The organism is Azospirillum sp. TSH64, assembly GCF_003116035.1.
Taxonomy (GTDB): Bacteria; Pseudomonadota; Alphaproteobacteria; order Azospirillales; family Azospirillaceae; genus Azospirillum.
In genome coordinates this window covers 36,618-52,264 of sequence record NZ_LGQW01000004.1, presented here as the reverse complement: position 1 = coordinate 52,264, position 15,647 = coordinate 36,618, and the positions used below count along the sequence as shown (strand labels likewise).

28 protein-coding genes are annotated in these 15,647 nt (G+C 65.1%); 16 read left to right on the top strand and 12 right to left on the bottom strand.

Features of this window, described 5'->3' with window-relative positions:
• Positions 1-640: 640 nt before the first annotated feature.
• From TSH64_RS01275 to TSH64_RS01220, 10 genes are all read right to left on the bottom strand, one after another.
• Positions 641-1,291: a 3'-5' exonuclease gene (locus TSH64_RS01275; protein ID WP_109095358.1), complete on the bottom strand. Its 651-nt coding sequence runs from the start codon at positions 1,289-1,291 to the stop codon at positions 641-643.
• Positions 1,291-1,872 carry a hypothetical protein gene (locus tag TSH64_RS01270; protein ID WP_109095357.1) on the bottom strand — a complete coding sequence of 194 codons (582 nt, stop codon included), beginning with the start codon at positions 1,870-1,872 and terminating at the stop codon, positions 1,291-1,293. The genes TSH64_RS01275 and TSH64_RS01270 overlap by 1 nt, the downstream gene beginning before the upstream one ends.
• Before the next feature lie 62 nt (positions 1,873-1,934).
• Positions 1,935-2,423 carry a single-stranded DNA-binding protein gene (locus tag TSH64_RS01265; protein WP_109095356.1) on the bottom strand — a complete coding sequence of 163 codons (489 nt, stop codon included), beginning with the start codon at positions 2,421-2,423 and terminating at the stop codon, positions 1,935-1,937.
• Positions 2,420-2,737 (bottom strand): hypothetical protein, encoded by a 318-nt coding sequence (locus tag TSH64_RS01260; protein ID WP_146207968.1) that lies wholly within the window; start codon positions 2,735-2,737, stop codon positions 2,420-2,422. The genes TSH64_RS01265 and TSH64_RS01260 overlap by 4 nt, the downstream gene beginning before the upstream one ends.
• Before the next feature lie 65 nt (positions 2,738-2,802).
• Positions 2,803-3,039, bottom strand: a complete 237-nt coding sequence (locus TSH64_RS01255) for a hypothetical protein (RefSeq protein ID WP_109095354.1) — start codon at positions 3,037-3,039, stop codon at positions 2,803-2,805.
• Positions 3,039-3,596 carry a hypothetical protein gene (locus TSH64_RS01250; RefSeq protein WP_109095353.1) on the bottom strand — a complete coding sequence of 186 codons (558 nt, stop codon included), beginning with the start codon at positions 3,594-3,596 and terminating at the stop codon, positions 3,039-3,041. The genes TSH64_RS01255 and TSH64_RS01250 overlap by 1 nt, the downstream gene beginning before the upstream one ends.
• Positions 3,597-3,655: 59 nt before the next feature.
• On the bottom strand, positions 3,656-5,014 hold the full coding sequence (locus tag TSH64_RS35525) for a hypothetical protein (protein ID WP_158285323.1): 1,359 nt from the start codon (positions 5,012-5,014) through the stop codon (positions 3,656-3,658).
• 8 nt (positions 5,015-5,022) lie between these two features.
• The gene (locus tag TSH64_RS01235) at positions 5,023-5,589 is read right to left on the bottom strand and encodes a hypothetical protein (protein WP_109095350.1); all 567 of its coding nucleotides are present in this window, start codon (positions 5,587-5,589) and stop codon (positions 5,023-5,025) included.
• 417 nt (positions 5,590-6,006) lie between these two features.
• Positions 6,007-6,321, bottom strand: coding sequence for a hypothetical protein (locus TSH64_RS01225; protein ID WP_109095348.1), 315 nt, complete (start codon positions 6,319-6,321; stop codon positions 6,007-6,009).
• 13 nt (positions 6,322-6,334) lie between these two features.
• The gene (locus tag TSH64_RS01220) at positions 6,335-6,568 is read right to left on the bottom strand and encodes a hypothetical protein (protein ID WP_109095347.1); all 234 of its coding nucleotides are present in this window, start codon (positions 6,566-6,568) and stop codon (positions 6,335-6,337) included.
• Between the two features lie 1,092 nt (positions 6,569-7,660).
• Between TSH64_RS01220 and TSH64_RS01215 the strand changes: the two genes are divergently transcribed.
• From TSH64_RS01215 to trxA, 13 genes are read left to right on the top strand one after another with little or no spacing between them, the layout of a single operon-like run.
• Positions 7,661-7,876 carry a hypothetical protein gene (locus TSH64_RS01215; protein WP_109095346.1) on the top strand — a complete coding sequence of 72 codons (216 nt, stop codon included), beginning with the start codon at positions 7,661-7,663 and terminating at the stop codon, positions 7,874-7,876.
• A complete protein-coding gene (locus TSH64_RS01210; protein ID WP_109095345.1) occupies positions 7,873-8,196 on the top strand; it encodes a hypothetical protein in 324 nt (107 codons plus the stop codon). The genes TSH64_RS01215 and TSH64_RS01210 overlap by 4 nt, the downstream gene beginning before the upstream one ends.
• Positions 8,193-8,660: an HNH endonuclease gene (locus TSH64_RS01205; protein WP_109095344.1), complete on the top strand. Its 468-nt coding sequence runs from the start codon at positions 8,193-8,195 to the stop codon at positions 8,658-8,660. Before TSH64_RS01210 ends, TSH64_RS01205 begins: the two co-directional genes overlap by 4 nt.
• Complete coding sequence (locus TSH64_RS01200; protein WP_109095343.1) at positions 8,657-9,079, top strand: RusA family crossover junction endodeoxyribonuclease; 423 nt, start codon at positions 8,657-8,659, stop codon at positions 9,077-9,079. The genes TSH64_RS01205 and TSH64_RS01200 overlap by 4 nt, the downstream gene beginning before the upstream one ends.
• Positions 9,076-9,324, top strand: a complete 249-nt coding sequence (locus tag TSH64_RS01195; protein WP_109095342.1) for a hypothetical protein — start codon at positions 9,076-9,078, stop codon at positions 9,322-9,324. Before TSH64_RS01200 ends, TSH64_RS01195 begins: the two co-directional genes overlap by 4 nt.
• 3 nt (positions 9,325-9,327) lie before the next feature.
• Positions 9,328-10,230, top strand: a complete 903-nt coding sequence (locus TSH64_RS01190; protein ID WP_109095341.1) for a hypothetical protein — start codon at positions 9,328-9,330, stop codon at positions 10,228-10,230.
• Positions 10,231-10,274: 44 nt separating this feature from the next.
• Entirely contained in the window at positions 10,275-10,964 is a 690-nt protein-coding gene (locus TSH64_RS01185) for a hypothetical protein (RefSeq protein WP_109095340.1), read from the top strand.
• Entirely contained in the window at positions 10,961-11,605 is a 645-nt protein-coding gene (locus TSH64_RS01180) for an MT-A70 family methyltransferase (protein ID WP_109095339.1), read from the top strand. The genes TSH64_RS01185 and TSH64_RS01180 overlap by 4 nt, the downstream gene beginning before the upstream one ends.
• Positions 11,605-12,084: a hypothetical protein gene (locus TSH64_RS01175; protein WP_109095338.1), complete on the top strand. Its 480-nt coding sequence runs from the start codon at positions 11,605-11,607 to the stop codon at positions 12,082-12,084. Before TSH64_RS01180 ends, TSH64_RS01175 begins: the two co-directional genes overlap by 1 nt.
• A 23-nt stretch (positions 12,085-12,107) precedes the next feature.
• Positions 12,108-12,356 (top strand): DUF2312 domain-containing protein, encoded by a 249-nt coding sequence (locus tag TSH64_RS01170; RefSeq protein WP_109095337.1) that lies wholly within the window; start codon positions 12,108-12,110, stop codon positions 12,354-12,356.
• Between the two features lie 4 nt (positions 12,357-12,360).
• Positions 12,361-12,579, top strand: a complete 219-nt coding sequence (locus tag TSH64_RS01165; RefSeq protein ID WP_109095336.1) for a hypothetical protein — start codon at positions 12,361-12,363, stop codon at positions 12,577-12,579.
• Complete coding sequence (locus TSH64_RS01160; RefSeq protein ID WP_109095335.1) at positions 12,576-12,788, top strand: hypothetical protein; 213 nt, start codon at positions 12,576-12,578, stop codon at positions 12,786-12,788. Before TSH64_RS01165 ends, TSH64_RS01160 begins: the two co-directional genes overlap by 4 nt.
• A complete protein-coding gene (gene trxA / locus TSH64_RS01155) occupies positions 12,785-13,177 on the top strand; it encodes a thioredoxin (protein ID WP_109095334.1) in 393 nt (130 codons plus the stop codon). The genes TSH64_RS01160 and trxA overlap by 4 nt, the downstream gene beginning before the upstream one ends.
• Positions 13,178-13,304: 127 nt before the next feature.
• Here the strand turns inward: trxA and TSH64_RS01150 are convergent, their stop codons facing one another.
• Together TSH64_RS01150 and TSH64_RS01145 are read right to left on the bottom strand one after the other, a co-directional pair.
• A complete protein-coding gene (locus TSH64_RS01150) occupies positions 13,305-13,691 on the bottom strand; it encodes a hypothetical protein (RefSeq protein ID WP_109095333.1) in 387 nt (128 codons plus the stop codon).
• Positions 13,688-14,038 carry a hypothetical protein gene (locus TSH64_RS01145; protein WP_109095332.1) on the bottom strand — a complete coding sequence of 117 codons (351 nt, stop codon included), beginning with the start codon at positions 14,036-14,038 and terminating at the stop codon, positions 13,688-13,690. Before TSH64_RS01145 ends, TSH64_RS01150 begins: the two co-directional genes overlap by 4 nt.
• Before the next feature lie 109 nt (positions 14,039-14,147).
• Between TSH64_RS01145 and TSH64_RS01140 the strand changes: the two genes are divergently transcribed.
• From TSH64_RS01140 to TSH64_RS01130, 3 genes are all read left to right on the top strand, one after another.
• Positions 14,148-14,771, top strand: a complete 624-nt coding sequence (locus TSH64_RS01140) for a hypothetical protein (RefSeq protein ID WP_109095331.1) — start codon at positions 14,148-14,150, stop codon at positions 14,769-14,771.
• A gap of 88 nt (positions 14,772-14,859) precedes the next feature.
• Positions 14,860-15,117, top strand: a complete 258-nt coding sequence (locus tag TSH64_RS01135; RefSeq protein ID WP_109095330.1) for a hypothetical protein — start codon at positions 14,860-14,862, stop codon at positions 15,115-15,117.
• 193 nt (positions 15,118-15,310) lie between these two features.
• Complete coding sequence (locus TSH64_RS01130; protein ID WP_109095329.1) at positions 15,311-15,610, top strand: hypothetical protein; 300 nt, start codon at positions 15,311-15,313, stop codon at positions 15,608-15,610.
• The last annotated feature ends 37 nt before the right edge of the window (positions 15,611-15,647 follow it).

Genomic DNA, 15,647 nt, shown 5'->3' with positions numbered 1-15,647 from the left:
AGAGCCCTTGGAAACCGGGAGGCTCGAATAAGACTGAAAATCCCCGTGTCGGCGGTTCGACTCCGTCCCTGGGCACCATTCCTTTTCCTTATAAATCAAGGACTTAGCCCCACTTTGGCGGCTGGAATGGTGCAAACAGCGGCTTTATCCCCGCGTTACTAACCCGTTGAAATCCCTAGGTTTGCGTTAGTTGGCGTTACGCTACGTCACTCCGCGCGCCACAAAATCGGCACAAAATGGCATAGAGCCGAGTGGCCCCGAATCCATCGAAAGAAAGCCGCCCGGCTCCGCCGCGACACTGGCGTTATGGGGCGTTACTGGCGTGCGTCGCCCGCCTCGGTTCGAGGTCAATCGCCGGGGCGGCGAGGGCGCGAACGTAGGGAGTGAGAACAAGCTCGGTCATATCCAGTTTCCTTTGATCTAGAGGGAGAGGGGCGGCAGCGCGCCGCCCCGTTGGGCTATCGCTTGGCCGGGAGCTCTTGGTCGAGGAGTTGCCGGACCTCGTCGGCTCGCGCTTGGAGCGCCTCGAGATCGCGCTCGAGGAGGACACGCTCGGTCGAGCCGTTGGTATATTCGACCCGCGTCCGCGGGGCGTTGCGGAGCTCCTCGAGGAGCCGGACGATTGCGAGGCGGAGGCGCATTAGACGATCGCCTCCGGCTGGCGCTTGGCGGCGCGCTCCGCCGCTCGGCGGGCTTTCTCCGCCGCCTCCGCCTCCTCACGCTCGCGCTTGCGGCGTTGGAGCTCCCAATAGACCCGACCGCACCCACGGGCGTCCGGTAGGGCGCTATGGGCGTCGACGTGCTCCTCGCCGAAAAAGAACGCCATGCACTCGGAGAGACTCGGGCTTTTCCAGTGATGGCGCCCCGCCGCCTTCATCTTCTCCGTCGGCGGCACTTGGACGATGTCCGTCGACCAAACTTTCGTGCAGAACCGCGCGGTTTTGCCCGGCATCCGATGGGGCTTGCCGAGGAGCCGATAGAGCCGCTCCATAACCGGGAGGTCGTATTGCAGATTGTGGGCGACCAACACGTCGGCTTGGTCGCAAAGCGCGTTAAAGACCGAGGCGGCGAAAGCGTGCGGGACGCCGACCTCGAGGGCGAGCTCGGTCGAAATGCCGTGGATCGCCGTCGTCTCCGCCGGGATCGTATAGCCGTCGGGGCGGATAATGAGGTCGAGGACCGACCGCTCGCGCCCGTCGGCGTCGTACAGGACGGCAGCGAGCTCGACGACGTGCGCCTCGTTCGGATACTTGCTCGTCGTCTCAGTGTCGAAAGCGAGGACGCGGGGCATTAGGCCGCGCCCCTCTCCTCGGCGACGACGGCGGCGATTGCCGGGTCGGTCGGCTTGCCTCGGCACGCATGGCAGGGGACGAGCTCGATAGCGCGACAGGACTCCAGGGAAAGCCCGACGACGAGCTCCCCGATTCCCTCGCAGACCTTACAGACCTCGCCCGGCGCCGCGGGCTCGACCGCACGCTCGAGCGTCTCCGCGGCTTTCTCGATATCGTGGGACAGGTAGCGCCCGGCGCGGTCGATCGCGCCGTCCTCGAGGAGCCGGGCGTAATCGCGAAGGCACTCGGCGACGAACGGGAACCAGGGCGAGAGCGCCGCCGGAACCTCGGGGCGCCCCTCGAGCTCGGCGACCCGCCCCTCGAGGAAAACCCGCACTTGGGTGGCGTTCGCGAGATCGTGGCGGAGCGGTCGCGTCTCAGTGTCGACGACCTTCGCGACCTCCCGACGGAGGACGGCGTCGACGCGCGAGTCGATTAGTCCGGACCAAACCTCGGGAAGCTCGGACGCGAGAGCGTGGCGGAGGTCGCGGGCATGGCGCGGGATACGATCGGCGCTCGGCGCCGGGGCGTTCGTGTTCATGGGGAGGGTGATCCGATCTAGGAGGGAGGCCGAGGGAGGAGGCGGAGCCCCCTCCCGGTCGCTCAGTGGATGCAGGGCGCAAAGGGGATTTCGTCGTCGAGGTCGCCCGGCGGGCGGCGCGACCCTCCGCCGTAAGCGCCCTCGGAGCGCGGCGGTTCGCGGTCACGGGCTCCATACCCTCCGCCGCCATAGCCGCCGCGGTCGTCCCGGCGCTCCTCACGGCGTCCGCCTCCGTCGCCGTCCTGGCGCCCGCCGACGAGGGAAACCTCGGCGACGCGGACCGCGAGCCCGGCGCCGCGCGTCCCGTCGCGCTTCTCAAACTCGCGGATCGTCACCTCGCCGGAGATCACGACTTGCGTTCCCTTGTTCATGTGCGGCTCAAGAGCCTCGCCCCGGCGCCCCCAAAGGCTGCAATCGACCCATTGGGTTGTTTTCCGGTCGCCGAAACCGACGTCGTTCGCGACGCGGAACCCGAGCACCTTTTCCCCGGATTGCGTCGTCCGGAGCTCGGCGTCGGCGCCGAGGCGCCCGGTAAAGGTCCATACGTTCATTCTTCGGACTCGTCCTTGGTCAGAGAGGTAAAGGGAGCGGGAAGCGCGCCCGGATCGGGGAGACGGGGGGAGAGCCGGTATCCGGCGAGGGCGGCGGCGGAGGCTGTGATCTCGCCGCCGAGGTCGACCGGAGCTCCTCGCAGGAGCGGACCGAGATCGAAGCCTAAGACCCCGAGCGCCGCCTCGAGGCTCTCGAGGTCGGGCTTGTTCCGGGTCCGCCATGCGGTAAGCGTCTCGCGTGCGAGGCCCGATTTCTCGGACATTTCGACGTAAGTCACTCCCTGGCGCCGCATTTCGGCGAAGATGAAACGCACGATCGGGTGCGCCCGAGCCGGGACCGTTACGCGAGAGGGGCGGTTGTGCCGCATGGCTGCCCCCCTCACTTCCGGCGAGACGGTTTCGCCGCCTCGGATTGGAGCTTGGCGAAGGCGGACAGGAGCTCCGGCTCGGCGATCCGGCGCTTATTGTCCGGTCCCTTGAAAAACGGGAGCTTGCCCTTGTCCGCCCACGTCCGGACGGTATCAGCCGGGACCGGCGAGCCGTCGGGGCGGGTAATGCCGATCTCGGCAAGGCGAGCGGAGGCGGCGCGGAAATCCAGATAGCGAACGGAGGACATTAGAGGACGACCTCCTCGACGACGCGGAGACGGATTTCGCCGTCGCGGACGACCGGCTCGATCGTCATTCCGCGGAAACGGCGGGCGGAAATCTGTTCATTGAGCCAAAGGACGCGAGCCCGGATTTCCTCGATCGAGGCGATCGGCGCCGGGCGCTTTCCGCCGACGTAAAAGGACTCGGGGATCGGGGCGGTCGAGACGACCTCGAGCCCGCGGACGACGGCGCCGACAGTGTGCGCGCCGCGCTTTTCCGACGTGCAGGGCCAAGGGGCGGCATCGGTGCCGAATTGAATCCAGTAGAAGTTGGAGCCCTCGCTCGAGATCACAGAGAACCGGCCCTCCGGATCGAACCGGAGGCAAACCAGCCCCTCGCCGTCGACCTCGAGGTCGGCTCGGCGCGGCGTCGACGGCATGGCGTCGACGATTTCCTTTGCGACGCCGATCGAAACGCGCGGGTTCGCGCCTTTGCAGATCGAGAAGCGGATTTCGGCGAGGTCGGACGGGCGGGACGGGGCGGCGGCAGAACCGCCGACGAGGTCAAGAGAGGCGTTTTTCATGGGGAGGATTCCGTCGATCTAGGGGAAGGAGGAGCCGGGGCGACCGGCTCCCCGTCGTCTCAGGCGCCGAGCTCGGCGCGGCGCTTCTGCATGGCGTCCGAGAGGGCTTTCGCCCAGGTCGGGACGTTCGCTTTCAGATCCTCGAGGGTCGGCATATTCGCCGCCTTCCACGCCTCGAGCGCCGCGACGGAGGCCGCGTTCGTCACGCCGCCTTTGAGCTTGGCAAAGAGGGCGGCGTAATCGACCGAGCCATCGCCCTTGATCGGGACCGGGACGCGGAGGCTCTCGTCGACCGCCGAGGCGGCGGGCTCATCCTCGAGCCCCTCCGGCTCGCTGGCGGGCTTCTCGACCGGAGGAAGCTCCTCGGTAGCCTCCGGCGCCGGAGCGGCGGGGGCGAGCTCTCCGCGCCGCGCCTCGGCGGCGTCCCTCACGTTCGCAACGCAACCCGCCGACATAGCGCCGACCGTTTCGGCGTTGTGCTCGAGAACCGCCTCGATCTCGTCGACGGTCGCGCACTTCGCGATTTCGGCTTGGATCGCCTTTTGCGCGTGAACACCGGCTTTCGCGTAAAAGGTGATCTCCTCCCCGAAACGATCGCGGACCATGAAACCCGGAAATTCCTTGTCCTCGGCGGCGGGCGCCGGAGCCGGAGCCGGGGCGGGCGCGGCGGAGGGAGCCGGGGCGGCAGGCGCGGGAGCGGCGGGCTTGGGCTCCGAGCGACCGACGACCTCCTCGATATCCATTTGGCGCGGCTCGACGACCTCCGCGTCGATCGCCTCGACCTTGCCCGGCTTCATCGGCTCGGGGCGGACGGGCTCGGCGCTCTCAGGGACGACGATCGCCGTCGTCGAGAGGAGGGCGTCCTCGAGGTCGTCCGTCGTCGGAAAGCCGAATTTGATCTCCGGCGCATAGAGGCCGATCAAGCGCCCGGCGGCGCGCTTGCGGAGCATTTGCTCGGGGATCGACTGGTATTTCGAGTTGCGGGTCCATCCATCTGCCTTCGCCTCCTTCAACGTGACGGATTCCCGCCGCTCCTTTCCATCCCGCGTGAGGGTCGCGACCGCCGTAACCTTGAGGTTGCCCGCGTCCGCGGCGCCCTCGACGATGTAGTCGATCGGCCCCGTAAACACGCCGCGGAATGCCGCGAGGGCGGCGAGAAACTCCACATAGAAACCGGGGCGACCGCCGATCTCGGTCGTATTCTGCATGAGCATCAACGGATGCACGCCGAGCCGGTTCGCGAGATCGAACGCGATCATGCAGGACTCGGGCTTTCCCCGGTAGGTCGCCGGGACGAGGTTGGAGCTCGCGAAGGCTTGAGCGACGCGCCAAAGCTGATTGAATTTCGAGGCGTCGAGGAAAATGTCGATCGTCGAGGGGACCGGCGCCGAGTTGGCAATCGTCGGGAGGTTGTGCATTTGGCGACTCACTTGATAAGGGCTTTGCGGGTTTCGACGATCGCGACGCCGGGGATATCCGTCTCGCCAGCCTTGACGGCGGCGCGAACCGCGGCGACGTCGATCGTCCGGAAGTGGCTCGGGACTTTGTCCGGGCCGATGATCCGGACGGTCCGGGTTATGGAGGAGGTCGCGAGCGGACCCTCGTCGGTCCGGATTTGCGCCTTGTCGTCCGGACCCTCGGCGATCACGGTTTGATAATCGGCGATCCGCTCGAGGACGGCGTCGCGCGACGCCTCGAGGTCGCCAACGAGCGCCTTAAAGAACCCGTCGATCGTCGCGGCGTGCTTTAGGATCGGGTCCTTGCGATCCTTGCGCTCCGCCTCGACCTTGGACAGAAAGGCGCCGATTTGCGCAGCGAGGAGGATCGACTTTGTCGCCGTCTCGAGGTCGAAAACCGCCTCCGGAGCGCGCTCGCAGGACGCGGCGAGCTCGGCGGCACGCTGGCGATGGGCGAACATCGCGGAGTCCAGTTCGTCGAGGAGGAGCTCCTCGTCCGTCGGCGGATTGTTGTGTCCGATACCGGGGGTTTCCATAGGGCTTGATCCGATCTAGGGGGTTTCAGAACGGCGGGCGCATGGTCGACAGGTCGACCGGGCGAAGGGGGTTCGCGGCGGGAGCCTCCGGGTCATGCAGTCGCGCCCATTCGGCGCGGGACCGCATGTAAGCGAAGGTCGCCGGGTCGATCGTCTCGCCGTGGTGCCAAACCCGAGCGACCTCCTCTGGATCGTCCGTCGCCGGGAAGTTGGCGATTTGGACGATGGGGCGGTAAGAGCGATCGAGGAGCTCCCCGGTAAGCGGGTCGCGCGGCAGTCCAATCCAGATACGGGCGGGGACGTATGGCGCCCCCTTCCGGAGCCGGAGCCGGAAGTAACCGGCGCGGGGACTATCGACCTCCCGCGCCGCCTCTCCGGCATATCGCCCGCTCGCCTTGTAAGGTTGGCGGGCGGGGATCATTCGTCGCGATCCTCCGGCGGGGCGTTCCTGGCGACGTGCGCCTCGCGGATCGCCTCGGCGAAACGCTCCTCGAGATTGAACCCGAGGCGCTCGACGAGGAGCTCGATCTCCGGCGCAGGCTCCGTCTTTCCGTTGCGGCAAACGAAGATGCGCGAAACCTCGATCTCCTCCCCGTCGCCCGGCAGATAGACGCTGAGAGGCTTGTCGAAATAGTCCCGCGTTGCCGGGCTATAGGCGCACTCGAGGACGAGATCGACGGCGCCGAGGTCGCCGAGGTCGAGGGTTACGTCGAGGGAAAGAGAGGTCGCCATTCTCTCCGCTCCATCACAGGCGCAGCGGGAGGGCGAGCTCGCGACCGGAGAGGTTTCCGAGACGCTCGGCAAGCTCGAGAGCCGCCGGGGAATCGCCCCAACGGTTGCGCGTCCGGTCGAGGAGGACCGCGATTGTTTCAGCGTGAGAAAGAGGAGCGGCGGGATTTTCGGCGCGCTTGGCGACCGCGGAGGCGACGAGGCGGGGGAATACGACTCCCGTCATAATCGCGTGTTGGCGATTCATCATTTGGGGGGTTTCCGGGGATCTGCGATCTAGGTCTAGCGTCGTTCGGCGCTATGCAGCGTATATACCTCGGGTTAATCCGATGTCGCAACGGAAATTTGCGTCATCGCGACTCGCGAGTCGCATTTTTTTCCGATAACACGGCGGGTGCCCGTCTGTTACGAGGGCGTAACGATCCGACGCTTTGCGGGCAACGAAAAAGCCCGTCGAAAATCGGCGGGCTTTCGCAGGCACGAAAATTAGGGAGCGAGTTTAACGGAGAACGACGCCGACGATCTTTTCGATCGCGTGAACATCAGAGGCGGAGAGTTGGTAAAACTCAGAAATTCCGGGGCGGCGATACTCAATCAATCCGCCGCTTCTCTCGACAAGTCGACCAACGACTATTCTCTTATCTTTTAAAGTTATGCAGGCATAGTCGCCGGGTCCTGCCAAGGCATCCGGATCAACTATAGCAACGTCTCCGAGATCAAATTTTGGAGCGAGTGAGGGATCTGTAATTCGTATCGCAAAAGCTATTCCTGATCCGAATATCGAGACGTCTGTAAACTCGACGGCATCCTCGCGATTTATTCGGATCATGGCGCCGCTTGGATCGCGAGCCGATAGGATCGGAAGGCTCGGAGGCTTTGAGCGATCTAAGTTTTGCGAGGTACTTGGTCGCTCAGGAACCGCGGAAAAGTCGGAGTCGCGGAGCTCGCTCTCGTCAACTTGTAAGAGAGACGCGAGCTTAATACGCTCCTTCTCGGGCAAATCCCGCGGCGACCCTTTATGAACAAAATGATGTAGGTACGAGGGGTTTCTTTCGAGAAGGCGACTTAGCTCTCGGAGAGAAAAGCGACGATCCCTTGCACGCGCCAGTAAGCGAGCGCGAGCCCCCGTCGGGTTATCAAGCTCCGCATTCATAGCGGGCAATCCTTCATTGTGACGCAAACAGATACCCATCTAACGCAAATTTGAGCCCTTGCACAATTGGTTTTACGCAGGACGCCGAGACATATATCCGCCGCTTCGTCGGGCGTCGACACGACACTATCCGTCACATTGACGGAAAATTGATGGAAATTTCCCACAAGGCGGATTACAAGAGTCCGCATGACGACCGACCTCCTCGCCGAAATCCGTTCGTTCCTGACTGAAACCGGGCTCGCGCCTTCGCGGTTCGGGCGGTTGGCGGCGAACGACCCCCACCTTGTTAGCGACCTCGAGAGCGGGCGCTCCCCGACGTTCCGCAAAGCGGAGGCGATCCGCCGCTTTATGTCCGGATACCAGGGCTCCCGCTTCGACCGCGTCGCGGAGATCGCGGCATGAGCACGCGCCCCCCGTCCCTCCTCGACCAAGTCGAGCAACTCGCCGCGTTTCTCGGCAAGTCGAGCAAACCCGCCCCCGTTCCGTGGCAAAAGCCCGTGTGCATGATCTGCGACAAGCCGAATCCCCCTTTCGGCGTCGGGAACAAGCGCCTCGGACAGTCCGAATTTTGGTATTGCCGGGAGCACGTTCCGCCCGAGCTCGACGCCAAGCTCCGCGCGAATTACGAGCGGCTCGACGACATTACGAAAGCGGCTATTCGCCGCTCGGAGCGCCGCCGCGAGCTTGGGCTCGTTCCCGTGAGCAAGCGGGGGCAGAAATGAGCCTCGATTTCTTCGACCCGCTCGACCTCGCCGATTTCTCCGAATCCTTCGATCCGTTTGACCCGAGGGATTGGGCGCGTGAGGCGGAGGAGCCCTCCCGAATTTTCCTCGGCAGGAGCGGCGATCGCTTTGCGTTCGTCGACCCCAAAGTCGTCCCGATCGTTTCCCGGCATGTGTGGACCTACAGCGAGGACAATCGCGGCAAGGCTTACGCAAAGCGTTGGGTTACCGTCGGCGGCGTCCGCTCGGTAATCTATCTCCATCGCTTCATTATGCTGGACGTCCTCGGCGTTCTTCCGCCGACCGAGGATCATATCCTTGTCGATCACCGGAACGGCGAAGGGCTCGATTGTCGTAAGAAAAATCTTCGTTGGGCGACCGTCTCGGAGAACAACGCCAATCGGCGCGGCTACTACTTCAAGCGCCGCCCGGCGCACGCCTACCGGACGGAGGCGCGGGCATGACGCGCCGCCTCGAGATCACAATCCCCGGCGCCGCGGTCCCTTGGTCGCGCGCCGGGCATGATGGGCGCTCCGGTCGCTTCTTCACGCGGGAGCGACTCCGGTTCTTCAAGGACGAGGTCGTTATCCGCGCCCGCGCCGCGCTCCGCGGAGCCGCTCCGATCGCCGGGGCGGTCGTCCTCGAGGTCCGGACGTTTGTCGCGGTTCCGGAGTCCTGGCCGCTCCGGCGCCGGGAGGCGGCGCTCGCTGGCGAAGTCGTCCCGACCGCGCGCCCCGACGTCGACAACTACTCCAAGGGCGTGCAGGACGCGCTTAACCGGGTCGCCTACCGAGACGACGCGGTCGTCGTCGATCTCATTTCCCGCAAGCGGTACGCCGCCGAGCCGCGCGTCGAGATCATCGTCGAGGAGTATCGGCTATGAGCTCGATCGGTTTCGGGACTGCCGCGCTCGCCGTCGCCGTCGATCATTTCGAGTGGGCGACCCGGCGGATCGCCGCCGGAGGCGGAGGGCTTTCGCCTCGCGAGCTCGCCGCGTCCATCGGACACGAAATCCCCGTCGGGTTGCAACCCGAGCCCTCGACCCTTGTCGGGTGGATCGCGGACGCATGGCTCGACACTCGTAACGCAACCATAACGCCGCGTAACGCCGCGACGGTGGAGGGCTAACGCATGGCTTGGGATTGGTTGCGCCTCTATCACGGCACCGTGCGCGATACTAAGCTCGCGCTGATCGCTAAAAAGGCAAAGGCGCACAAAACCGCCGTCATTTCGGCGTGGGTTTTCCTTCTCGAGTTTGCCTCGCAGAACCAAAACCGCGGCACGATCGAAGGGCTCGACCTCGAGGAAATGGCGCTCGACCTCGATCTCGAGGACGACGTCGTCGAGCGGATTGTCGACCATATGCGCGAGCGTGGACTCCTCGACGGCGACAAAATCTCCAATTGGAACAAGCGTCAACCGAAACGGGAGCGTGAATCCGACGAGACGAACGCCGACCGGCAGCGTCGTTTCCGCGAGCGCCAAAAGGCGGCGCGCGAGGTCGGGGGCGCCGAGGTAACGGAGCGTAACGCCGAAGTAACGCCGTCCGTAACGCATAACGCCGCCCTAGATACAGATACAGATAAAGAAAGAGAGGACTCTCCCTCTAACGAGGGAGTCCCGTCTCGCGTTCGCTCGACGGCGCCCGCCGGTCCGACGGCGCAGGAGGTTTCGCTCGCGGTCGATCTCTACAACGCGACCGCCGAGCAGAACGGACTCCCGCGGGCGCAAAAGCTCACCGACAAGCGCCGCCGAGCCCTCGCCGCCCGGCTCCGCGATTGCGGCGGGCTCCCCGGATGGGAGGTCGCTCTCGAAAAGCTCGGCGCCTCGCCGTTCCTGACCGGGCGGACCGACCGCGGTTTCCGCGCCGACCTCGATTTCCTCTGCCAAGAGCGGAGCTTTACCAAGCTCCTCGAGGGCTCATACGACGACCGCCGTCCGGCGCCGAGCGCCGCCCGCCTCGGCTCCTCCCCGGTAATGGACGCCGTCCGCGAGCTCTATCGCGAGGCCCAGGATCGCGAGCTCGCCGCCTAATCCCCCTCGACCCTCCCCTCCCCCTAGATCACCGGATCGCCCCAATGGACGACGCAACCCATACCGCAAATCTTCCGGCGCTCTCCGTCGCGCTGCAAAACCTCCCGGCTCCCGTCAGTACCGCCGCCCTCCCGACGACCGCTCGCCATTGGGCGGCGCTAAACAGCCCCGACAAGGTCGACAGCTATACCCGCCTCGTCCCGGCGCCCGCGTGCGAGCGGGTCGTCGCCGAGGTCGAGCAAAGCCTCGCCGTCGTCGCGCCCGAGCGCGTCGCCGTCGGGCTCGTCGGCGTCCTTGTCGGCTCCATTCCTGCCCGGCGCGACGCGGTCGAGCCCTCGATCTATGCCCGGTCGCTCGCGAAGATTTTCGCAAAGTTCCCGCCGGAGATCGGAGAGCTCGCCGTCGAGCACTTGATCGAGCGCCTCCGCTTCCAGCCCGCGCCCGCCGACGTCGCCGAGGTTCTCCGGAGCCTCGTCGCAAAGCGCCGACTCGTCGCCACGCGGGCGCAACAGCACCTTGCGGAGCACGCACGCCGCGCCGAGGAGGCGGAGGCGGAGCGGAGCCGGATTCGTTATCAGGACCTCCCGCCGGAGGCGAGGGCGCGTTTCGACGAGACCGTCGCCATGATCCGGCGCGGCGAGGAGGCGGCAGACCCCAAAAAGCGCGCGAGCGGACACGTCCGGTCGCTCGGCGCTGTCCTGGCGGGCAAGTACGACGAGGAGGTCGCGGCATGACGCGGCATAGCCTTAGCCTCGACGCTACCGATTATCGCGCCGTCGCGGAGGCGGTTTTCGAGGACGTCCCGCTCGGACAGGCGGGCGCGATCCTGGCCGATCCCCCTTGGCGCTTCAACGCTTACAGCGGGGCGAGCGAGAAGATCGAGCGCCATTACGACACCATGACGATTCCTGCGATCAAGTCGCTCCCGGTCGCGGAGCTCGCGGCGCCGGATTGCGTCCTGTTCCTATGGGTGACGGACCCGCTCCTCGCCGTTGGGCTCGAGGTCATGCGGGCTTGGGGCTTCACATACAAAACGGTCGGTTTCAATTGGGCGAAGCTCCGGAAGGGCGGCGCCGAGCTCCCGGCGACCGACGAGGCATTTTTCTCGGGCATGGGCTATTGGACCCGCGCAAACCCCGAGCTTTGCCTCCTCGGCACGCGCGGGAGCCCTTCGCGGAACGACACGACCGAGGCTCGCCGGGTCCGTCGGCTGATCGTCGACGAGCGTCGGGAGCATTCCCGCAAACCCGATTGCCAATACAAGCGGATCGAGGCGCTCGTTCCCGGTCCTTACATCGAGCTTTTCTCGAGGACCGCCCGCCCCGGTTGGCACGCTTGGGGCGCGATGGCGGGCAAGTTTGGGGAGGCGGCGTAATGCCCCGGCTCACTGATACGCAACGGGTCGAGCTCGCCCTCCCGGCGGCGATCCTGTTCGAGATCGCTAACCCCGCCGCCGAACCCGAGGACGCCGATATCCTCCTCGCCCTACAGGGAGCCGCTAGAGCGCCTCTCGACGGGCTAGGGCTCCGAGATACCCGGAAGGTCGTCGAGCGTATCCGGCGGGCATCCGGCGCGGTGCAGGACGGCGTCGGGCGCGGCTTGGTCGATACCGACGTCGCCCTCGCCGCTGCCCTCCGATGGATCGACCTCGTCCTCGAGGACGGTTTCCTCGTCCTGCATTCCGGCTCCGAGGCGGATCGGGCAATCGCTCGGCTCCGCGGGATCATCGGGGCCGGTCCCTTTCCCGAGGCGGACGAACGCGCCGCCTCGATCATGCGAGCCCTTGGGGCGCGAGGGTATTTCCTCCCGCTCGCGGGCTTGCACACGGCGGGCGCAGAGTCGACCGCCGCATAACCCTAGATCGGAGAAAACGGAAAATGAGTGACGTTGGCGGGATTGCCGCGGAGCGGCTGAAATCCTTCGTCGAGCGGATCGAGCGTCTCCTCGAGGAGCAAAGAGGACTCCAAGAGGACATTAAGGACGTGTTCGCCGAGGCGAAGGGAACCGGGTTCGACACGAAAATCATGCGTCAAGTTATCCGCCTCCGAAAGATGGACAAGGCGGACCGACAGGAGCAAGAGGCGGTCCTCGAGCTCTACAAGGAAGCCCTCGGGATGGTGGAATAACGCCATGAATGCCGAGGAAATACTCGCGCGCAAAATGGGAATCGCCGCTGATCGAGTCCTTACCGTCCTCGGGAGGATCGACCTCCCGACCGAGGCGCTTGTCGCCGTCGGCGCCATGCTCGCCGCATCCCTCGCCGCCGCGGGCGGCGTGGGGCGGGAAAAGCTCCTCGAGCTCGTCGGGGACTGCTGGGATCAAATCCAGGCGGAAGGCGAAGGCAATTGACCGACTTCCTCGAAACCGCGATCGCGGTCCTCGCAGCGGTCGCTATGGCTGTCGTCGCCGCCGCGATCATTGTCGGAACCGTTCTATTCGGGTTCGCCGCCGCCCTCGCGGGCGGCGTCCTGGCGATCCTTCACCGTTACGGCGGCGCGATCGCCGCCTCCGTCGCGATCGTCGCAGCGGCGTATCTCCTCTCGGGAGTCCAGCTATGAGCACCGTCCGCAAGCTCGACGACGCGGATTTCGATGCCGTCGTCCTCGCCTCGCCGATCCCGGTCGTCGTCGATTTCTACGCCGATTGGTGCGGCCCCTGCAAAGCGATCGCTCCGGTCCTCGACGCGCTCTCGACCGCCCTCGAGGGGCGCCTCTCGATCGTCAAGGTAAACGCCGACAATTCGCCCGGCATTGCGACCCGGTACGGCGTCCGCGGGCTCCCGACCCTCGCCTTTTTCGAGGGCGGGCAAATGGTCGCCATGAAAACCGGCGCCGTCTCGCGCGGCGTGGTCGAGACGTGGATCGCGGGGGGCTCCGGTGAAGCGGGCGCCCGTCAGGGAGCGACGGTACTCGACCTCGCCTCCCCCTGGCGGCGGGGTCGAGTATAAGGCGCCTCGCGACTAGGGACACGACGCGCCTTATTGGTGGGGGAAAGCCCGGCTCTCGGGAGGGGGAGCCGGGCTTTTTCGCGCCTATCAACAGCGAACCCGGCGCGGGTCGCACGCCGGGACCAATTCAGCGCCCGAGGGCTTTCCGGAGCTCGAGCGCCTCGCACGCGAGAGCGACAGTCCGAGGAATCTTCCCGCTCCGCCCTTCGACGGGCTTTCCCGCGCCCCCGTAATACTTCGCCATGCGATCGGAAATCCCGAGCGCCTCCGCGGCGCGGACGTAGGAGAGCCCGAGGCGCTCTCGCCAAGCGTTGAACGCTGGCGCGTCGAAAGCCGCAAGGTCGATCGGCGGGGGGAGGGTCGGGACGTCGAGATCGAGGACCGTCTCGAGCGGTATCCCGTAAAACTGGCAATGCGAGGCGAGCTCCGTCGCCTTTCGTCGGGCGGCGGCGATCTGGCGCGATCCTCGCTCCTCCCGCGTCGTCTCGGGCTCTCGGTCGATTTTCTCGATCATTGGGGATTCCTTGGGAAAAGGTCGAGGTAAAGGGCGACGGCGTCCTCGGGCGACATACCGGCGCGGTACGCCTCCTCGATCGCCTCGCGGTTCTGGCGGAGGTCGGCGCGAGCCTCCTCGGTTCGCATTCCGGCTCGTCGCGCGAACTCGAGGACGACCTCCCAAGCCCAACGCCGATACCCCTCTCTCTCGAGATCGGCAAGGGCGCCGCGGAGGTCGTCGTCGGGCTCGGCTTCCGCCCGGCACGCCTCGAGACAAAGCTCGAGGTCCGCCGGTTTCATCGCGGAGAGGTTATAGCCGAGCCCGGTTTGCCGCAGGGCGGCGAGGATACGGGCGAGGCGATCCAACTTTTCTACTCTCGGGAAACGGGGAACGATCGAGGCACTCCGATCATAGGGCAACGGTTTCCCCGCCCGCAAGGCCGGAGGAGTGCAACCGTTTCCCCAAGGGGTGCAAATGCTCCGTTTCGAGATCAAGCTCGGTCCGCGCGACCTCCGAAAAATCGACAACCTCGGGCGCCAAGCGCCATACGCGATCGCCCGCGCGCTCACGAAAACCGCCCAGGACGCGCAAGGTCGCGTGAGGGATAGCCTCACGTCGAATTTCACGATCCGCGGGAAATACGTTCCCAACGGGATTCGATATCGCCCGGCGGGGAAAAAGAACCTCGAGGCGCAAGTCGGCTCGGTTTCCCCGTTCATGGAATTGCAGGAAACCGGCGGCGAGCGCGAAGGAAACAGCGCGATCCCGATCGGCGCCCGCCGGAAGATCACCGACACTACTCGCCCCGGAAAGTGGCCGAGCGCCCTCCTCCGGAAACGCGGCTATTTCCTGGCGCCGATCGAAACCGGATCGGAGGAGTTCGTTATCTGGCAACGGTTCGGGCGAAAGCGCAGGGTCCAAGGCGGACCCTACAGCGGGCAAAAGCGACAGCCCATCCGGCTGATGTATCAATTTGACGCAGGAGTCGAGGTCAAGCCTCGGCTCGGTTTGCTCGACACGACCGAGCTCGTTGTTAGGGAGCGGTTCTCGGAGAATTTCCAATGGGCATACGAGCAAGCCCTCGCGACCGCCCGTTAGGAACACATACCCCGATATTTCTCAAATAGGGTTGAGTTCCTGATATGTTCTCCTAGTATGGCAACCTTAGATCGGAACCGGAGGAAATATGCCGTACAACCAGGGAGATTACTGCGAGGACGCGGGCGATCGCTTAGTTCGCCTCGCGATGGGGATTGAGAGCGCGGGGGCCGGGCTCAACGATTGCGTCGACCCGGTCGCCGAGGCGGATCGTCTCCTCCTCCTAGACCCGAGCGATCCGCTCATTGTTGCCGCATTGCGTCTCGCTCATGCCGTCGAGGTTCGGGCATGGGAGAGGGCGGCGCGGTACTACGGGGCGGATCGGGTTCGTATCCCGAATGGCTAAAAGGCATGAGCGCCCCGGCGCAAAGTCGAGCGCCGGGGCTGACGAAAAACTGATTGAATTATTCCGAACGGGATACATGCGCAACTGATTGAGAAACCTCAATGAATTACGTTGCGCATATGCGGGGGTGCATAGCTTGCGTCCTTTCAAATCCGTGAGACGATAAATCACGTCACACAGAAACGAGGGCGCAATGAGCATCGCCACCGAAAACGCTGAAAACGAAAACCTCGGAAACTCTGGCATCGTCGAAGATTGGGACGATCGCCTAATCAGCCTCGCATTCGATATCGAGGAGAGGAAAGAGGCGCGCTTCGATCACGGTCACATTACCGACGCGGTCGAGAACTTCCTCAATCTCAACCCTAACCCGGCGATTATTCGTGCCGTCCACTACATCGTGCGCGAGGTCGAGATTAAGGCTTGGGAACGGGCGGAGCGCCATTACTCCGAGTATCCTCCCACGAGGCACGCCTCGAGCATTGCCGCTTAGGACACGCATGAGGACCAAGGAAAGAGGCGAGGGGCAG

What these genes read in the sequence shown, in the direction of transcription:
- TSH64_RS01205 (WP_109095344.1), top strand. Translation starts at nt 8,193, where the DNA reads ATGAGCCTCGATTTCTTCGACCCGCTCGACCTCGCCGATTTCTCCGAA.
- TSH64_RS01235 (WP_109095350.1), bottom strand. Translation starts at nt 5,589, where the DNA reads ATGGAAACCCCCGGTATCGGACACAACAATCCGCCGACGGACGAGGAG.
- TSH64_RS01200 (WP_109095343.1), top strand. Translation starts at nt 8,657, where the DNA reads ATGACGCGCCGCCTCGAGATCACAATCCCCGGCGCCGCGGTCCCTTGG.
- TSH64_RS01265 (WP_109095356.1), bottom strand. Translation starts at nt 2,423, where the DNA reads ATGAACGTATGGACCTTTACCGGGCGCCTCGGCGCCGACGCCGAGCTC.
- TSH64_RS01180 (WP_109095339.1), top strand. Translation starts at nt 10,961, where the DNA reads ATGACGCGGCATAGCCTTAGCCTCGACGCTACCGATTATCGCGCCGTC.
- TSH64_RS01135 (WP_109095330.1), top strand. Translation starts at nt 14,860, where the DNA reads ATGCCGTACAACCAGGGAGATTACTGCGAGGACGCGGGCGATCGCTTA.
- TSH64_RS01255 (WP_109095354.1), bottom strand. Translation starts at nt 3,039, where the DNA reads ATGTCCTCCGTTCGCTATCTGGATTTCCGCGCCGCCTCCGCTCGCCTT.
- TSH64_RS01210 (WP_109095345.1), top strand. Translation starts at nt 7,873, where the DNA reads ATGAGCACGCGCCCCCCGTCCCTCCTCGACCAAGTCGAGCAACTCGCC.
- TSH64_RS01165 (WP_109095336.1), top strand. Translation starts at nt 12,361, where the DNA reads ATGAATGCCGAGGAAATACTCGCGCGCAAAATGGGAATCGCCGCTGAT.
- TSH64_RS01170 (WP_109095337.1), top strand. Translation starts at nt 12,108, where the DNA reads ATGAGTGACGTTGGCGGGATTGCCGCGGAGCGGCTGAAATCCTTCGTC.
- TSH64_RS01275 (WP_109095358.1), bottom strand. Translation starts at nt 1,291, where the DNA reads ATGCCCCGCGTCCTCGCTTTCGACACTGAGACGACGAGCAAGTATCCG.
- TSH64_RS01220 (WP_109095347.1), bottom strand. Translation starts at nt 6,568, where the DNA reads ATGATGAATCGCCAACACGCGATTATGACGGGAGTCGTATTCCCCCGC.
- trxA (WP_109095334.1), top strand. Translation starts at nt 12,785, where the DNA reads ATGAGCACCGTCCGCAAGCTCGACGACGCGGATTTCGATGCCGTCGTC.
- TSH64_RS01175 (WP_109095338.1), top strand. Translation starts at nt 11,605, where the DNA reads ATGCCCCGGCTCACTGATACGCAACGGGTCGAGCTCGCCCTCCCGGCG.
- TSH64_RS01150 (WP_109095333.1), bottom strand. Translation starts at nt 13,691, where the DNA reads ATGATCGAGAAAATCGACCGAGAGCCCGAGACGACGCGGGAGGAGCGA.
- TSH64_RS01195 (WP_109095342.1), top strand. Translation starts at nt 9,076, where the DNA reads ATGAGCTCGATCGGTTTCGGGACTGCCGCGCTCGCCGTCGCCGTCGAT.
- TSH64_RS01140 (WP_109095331.1), top strand. Translation starts at nt 14,148, where the DNA reads ATGCTCCGTTTCGAGATCAAGCTCGGTCCGCGCGACCTCCGAAAAATC.
- TSH64_RS01215 (WP_109095346.1), top strand. Translation starts at nt 7,661, where the DNA reads ATGACGACCGACCTCCTCGCCGAAATCCGTTCGTTCCTGACTGAAACC.
- TSH64_RS01185 (WP_109095340.1), top strand. Translation starts at nt 10,275, where the DNA reads ATGGACGACGCAACCCATACCGCAAATCTTCCGGCGCTCTCCGTCGCG.
- TSH64_RS01250 (WP_109095353.1), bottom strand. Translation starts at nt 3,596, where the DNA reads ATGAAAAACGCCTCTCTTGACCTCGTCGGCGGTTCTGCCGCCGCCCCG.
- TSH64_RS01225 (WP_109095348.1), bottom strand. Translation starts at nt 6,321, where the DNA reads ATGGCGACCTCTCTTTCCCTCGACGTAACCCTCGACCTCGGCGACCTC.
- TSH64_RS01190 (WP_109095341.1), top strand. Translation starts at nt 9,328, where the DNA reads ATGGCTTGGGATTGGTTGCGCCTCTATCACGGCACCGTGCGCGATACT.
- TSH64_RS01270 (WP_109095357.1), bottom strand. Translation starts at nt 1,872, where the DNA reads ATGAACACGAACGCCCCGGCGCCGAGCGCCGATCGTATCCCGCGCCAT.
- TSH64_RS35525 (WP_158285323.1), bottom strand. Translation starts at nt 5,014, where the DNA reads ATGCACAACCTCCCGACGATTGCCAACTCGGCGCCGGTCCCCTCGACG.
- TSH64_RS01130 (WP_109095329.1), top strand. Translation starts at nt 15,311, where the DNA reads ATGAGCATCGCCACCGAAAACGCTGAAAACGAAAACCTCGGAAACTCT.